Raw genomic sequence first — 4,140 nt, 5'->3', positions numbered from 1 at the left:
TGTTTTGCGTATCCGTTGGCGTCACCGCATCGCGCAGGCCAGCCGCCTGATCGCTCGCTTCCCAAACACCAAAGGCCATGGTGAATTGCATCAGCAAAACAAGGCCGATCAACAGCGCAAGCGGCATATATTTCGCCATCTCCGCCTTCAGTTCGGCAAAGTCGATGTCGAGCATCATCACCACGAAGAGGAACAACACCGCCACCGCGCCGACGTAGACGATGATCAAAAGCATCGCCACGAATTCAGCACCCAGCAGCACGAACAGACCCGCAGAGGACAGGAACGCAAGGATCAGCCAGAGCACGGAATGCACCGGATTGCGGCTGATTACAGTGAACAGCCCGCCCGTGATCGTGCAGATCGCGAAGAGGTAGAAAATAAAGTCAGCGACGGTCATGTCTCATCATCCTTGGTCTCAGATAGAACCTCTTGCGCGAGTTCCATCGCGCGGCTCATGGCGGGTAGACCTGCGAACATCGACATTTGTGCGATGGCCTCAGTCACTTCATCTTTGGTCGCGCCGGCCTCAAGGGCATGGCGCACGGTCATACGCAGCTGCGTTTCATTCTGCGCGCCTTGCATGGTCAAACCCGCAAGCGTCAAAAGCAGCCGTGTTTTTGCATCCAGCCCGTCTTTGGACACGCCCTTGCCAAAGGACATTTCCATCATGTCCTTCGTCATCGTCGGCCAAAGATTTTCCATTGCCTTGGGTGAAAAGCCCTCAAGCGTCGGGTTAAAGGCTTTCGCCATTTCCTGCGCTTGGGCCATCATCATGGCAAAGGGGTTGTTTGCATCGCTCATCGGTAAGGCGCATCCAGCTCGAGGTTACGGGCGATTTCAGCTTCCCAGCGATCCCCGTTCTCGAGCAGCTTGTCCTTGTCATAGAATAGCTCTTCGCGGGTCTCGGTTGAGAATTCGAAATTCGGGCCTTCAACGATGGCATCCACGGGACAGGCTTCTTGGCAGAAACCACAGTAGATGCATTTCGTCATGTCAATGTCATAGCGCGTCGTGCGGCGGGAGCCATCATCACGCGGTTCCGCATCGATGGTGATCGCTTGCGCAGGGCACACCGCTTCGCAGAGCTTACACGCGATGCAGCGCTCTTCGCCGTTCGGATAGCGGCGCAATGCGTGCTCACCACGGAAACGCGGCGACAGCGGTCCCTTTTCATGCGGGTAGTTCAACGTCACCTTCGGCGCGAACATGTAGCGCAGGCCCAATTTGAAGCCTTTGTAGAAATCCGCGAGCAAGAAGTATTTGACCGTGCGGCCGTAATCGATGTTTGCCATTGGTTTAGCCCCCTACGGTCCAGCGCGCGAAGGCGCCCCAGAACCAATCAAATTTTGCAGCGAATGCGACGAATACGACCCAGAACAAGCTGAGCGGCAGGAAGATTTTCCAACCAATGCGCATCAGTTGGTCGTAGCGGTAACGCGGTGTGATCGCCTTCACCATGGAGAAGAAGAAGAACACAACGAGCATTTTGCCTACCATCCAGAAGATGCCATCCGGCAGTGCTTCAATCGGGGACAACCAACCACCGAGGAACAGCAGAGAAATCAACGCGCACATCAGAACCACGGCCACCAGTTCCCCGATCATAAAGAGCAGGAAGGGCGTGGAAGAATATTCAACCTGATAGCCAGCCACCAATTCGGATTCCGCTTCGGGAAGGTCAAACGGCGGTCTGTTGGTTTCCGCAAGCGCAGAGATGAAGAACAGGATCAACATCGGGAAATGTGGGATCCAGTACCAGCTGAAGATGCCGTAGCCATCTTGCGAGGCGACGATATCGCCAAAGTTCATGGAGCCGGACGAAATGATGATGCCGATGATGATCAGACCGAGCGAAACCTCGTAAGAAATCATCTGCGCCGCAGAACGGAGCGAGCCGAGGAATGGGTATTTGGAGTTAGACGCCCAACCGCCCATGATCACGCCGTAAACCTCAAGCGAGGAGACCGCAAAGACATAGAGGATCGCCACGTTGATGTCCGAAAGGACCCAACCGTTGTTGAACGGGATCACCGCCCAAGCGATCAGCGACATGACCAATGTGACCATCGGCGCCATGAGGAAGACAACCTTGTCCGCCCCTGCAGGGAATACGACTTCCTTAACGATATACTTCAAGAAATCCGCGAAACTTTGCAGCAGGCCAAAGACGCCAACAACGTTAGGTCCACGGCGCATCATGACGGCCGCCCAGATCTTACGATCCGCGTACATCAAGAAGGCCAGAGCCAACAGCAAAGGAATGACCAGAAGGAAAATCTGCCCAACGATTGTTAGGCCCATGCCCAATGTGGTGGTGGTGAAAAAGTCGTACATTAGGTCCTCACACCGTCGGTATCTTGTTTTCGGCACATGCGGAAACGGTGACTTCGGCGTCAATCGTTTTTGATCCGCGTGGCAGCGCAGGCGAGATGGTATAAACAGCATCCGCGAGCCACAGGCCAGCCTCTTCTTCGACTACGCTTGTGCGCAAGTGACGCGCAAAACCGTAGCCACGAATAAGCGCATATTGCGCCGCAGCGCATTCCGCGTAAGCATCCACATCTGTGGTTTCACGCGCGCCTGTCATCTTGACTTGAAAATTCACCAAATCCCCATCGAGCAACCGTGTGTTCACGCCCTGATACTCAGGTTTGAACGGCGGTTCTTTCAGCTCGCTTGATTGCTCGCACCCCGACACAGCGCTCGCCAAAGCAAGCCCCGCAATCAGCGTGGAAGGGGATATGCTGTTGAGAAAGCTCACTCTGCTGCTATCTTTCCGCTCGCGCCGCGCGCTTTTGCATTCGCGCTCAGCTCCGCCATCAATTCGCTTGCGCGGGCGATGGGGTTGGTCAGATAGAAGTCGTTCAATGCATAGCGGAACGCGGCATTGCCCATCTTCTTTGCTGGCAGCGGTTGCCATTCGTTTTCTACCACATCGTCGATCTGTTTCAGGTGTGGAACCTCAGCAACCAATTCCGTGCGCAGCGCCGCAAGGCTGTCATATGGAAGCGTCGCGTCGAGTTCAGCCGACAGCGCGCGCAAGATCGCCCAGTTTTCTTTCGCATCACCCGGCGCAAACCCAGCGCGCATCGCAAGCTGCGGACGCCCTTCGGTGTTCACAAAGAGCCCCTGCTCTTCCGTGTATGCTGCACCCGGCAAGATTATGTCAGCGCGATGCGCGCCGCGATCACCATGGCTACCTTGGTAAATCACAAATGCGCCTGCATCGATCTCGACCTCATCCGCGCCGAGGTTATAAATCACCTCTGCATCCTTGGTCGCCGCTTCGATGCCGCCCTCAGTCGTGCAGCCCGCGTCCATCGCGCCAACGCGGCCAGCCGCCGTGTGAAGCACCATGAATTTCGCTTGGGCCGCCTCCGCTGTGGCCATTGCTGTTCCAAGAACCGCTTCGCCGTCTGCTTCTTGCAGCGCGCCTTGGCCAATGATCATCACACCAGCAGTGCCGTGTTTGTCGGAATGATCCATGTCTGCGATCTTTTGCAGCGCCGTGCGATCCGTTCCCAGATGCACATAGTCATAAGTCAGATCAACAGGCTCACCAATCAGCGCAACTGTCGCGCCTCGGCTCCACGCCTTGCGAATACGCGCGTTCAAGACAGGCGCTTCGGTCACGAGATTTGCACCGATGATGAAAATTCTCTCTGCCGTGTCGATATCTTCAATCGCAGCATTGCCCACATAGCCTGAACGATTGCCAGCAGGCAGCTTTGCTTTGTCCGTGCGGCATTCAACCGTGCCGCCCATACCTGTCACCAATTGCTTCAGCGCAAAAGCAGCTTCAACAGGGGCCAGATCACCAATCAAACCAGCAACTTTCTTGCCCTTCATTGCAGCCGCAGCCGCGCCAAGCGCTTCGCCCCAACCTGCAGGGCGCAATTTGCCGTTTTCACGAATGTAAGGGCGATCAAGGCGCTGACGGCGCAGACCATCCCAAACAAAGCGTGTTTTATCGGAAATCCATTCCTCGTTCACGCCGTCATGGTTGCGCGGCAACATGCGCATCACTTCACGGCCTTTCGTATCAACGCGGATAGAGGCACCCATGGCATCCATCACGTCGATTGTCTCTGTCTTCGTGAGCTCCCAAGGACGTGCCGTAAACGCGTAAGGCTTGGA

At 55.8% G+C, this 4,140-nt stretch carries 6 protein-coding genes; all 6 read right to left on the bottom strand.

What is annotated here, in order from left to right:
* A partial coding sequence (locus ABJQ89_RS14705; RefSeq protein WP_348496936.1) for an NADH-quinone oxidoreductase subunit J occupies positions 1–400 on the bottom strand: 400 nt, incomplete at its 3' end.
* Complete coding sequence (locus tag ABJQ89_RS14700; RefSeq protein WP_348496935.1) at positions 397–804, bottom strand: carboxymuconolactone decarboxylase family protein; 408 nt, start codon at positions 802–804, stop codon at positions 397–399. The genes ABJQ89_RS14700 and ABJQ89_RS14705, both read right to left, overlap by 4 nt.
* A complete protein-coding gene (gene nuoI / locus ABJQ89_RS14695) occupies positions 801–1,295 on the bottom strand; it encodes an NADH-quinone oxidoreductase subunit NuoI (protein ID WP_348496934.1) in 495 nt (164 codons plus the stop codon). Before nuoI ends, ABJQ89_RS14700 begins: the two co-directional genes overlap by 4 nt.
* 4 nt (positions 1,296–1,299) lie before the next feature.
* Entirely contained in the window at positions 1,300–2,337 is a 1,038-nt protein-coding gene (nuoH, locus tag ABJQ89_RS14690; RefSeq protein ID WP_348496933.1) for an NADH-quinone oxidoreductase subunit NuoH, read from the bottom strand.
* A gap of 7 nt (positions 2,338–2,344) precedes the next feature.
* Positions 2,345–2,764, bottom strand: coding sequence for a hypothetical protein (locus ABJQ89_RS14685; protein ID WP_348496932.1), 420 nt, complete (start codon positions 2,762–2,764; stop codon positions 2,345–2,347).
* A partial coding sequence (locus ABJQ89_RS14680; protein WP_348496931.1) for a molybdopterin-dependent oxidoreductase occupies positions 2,761–4,140 on the bottom strand: 1,380 nt, incomplete at its 5' end. The genes ABJQ89_RS14685 and ABJQ89_RS14680, both read right to left, overlap by 4 nt.

Origin of the sequence: Planktotalea sp., assembly GCF_039984035.1 — a bacterium.
GTDB lineage: Bacteria > Pseudomonadota > Alphaproteobacteria > Rhodobacterales > Rhodobacteraceae > Planktotalea.
The sequence above is the reverse complement of the archived record's forward strand: the minus strand, read 5'-3'. Positions and strand labels throughout refer to the sequence as shown.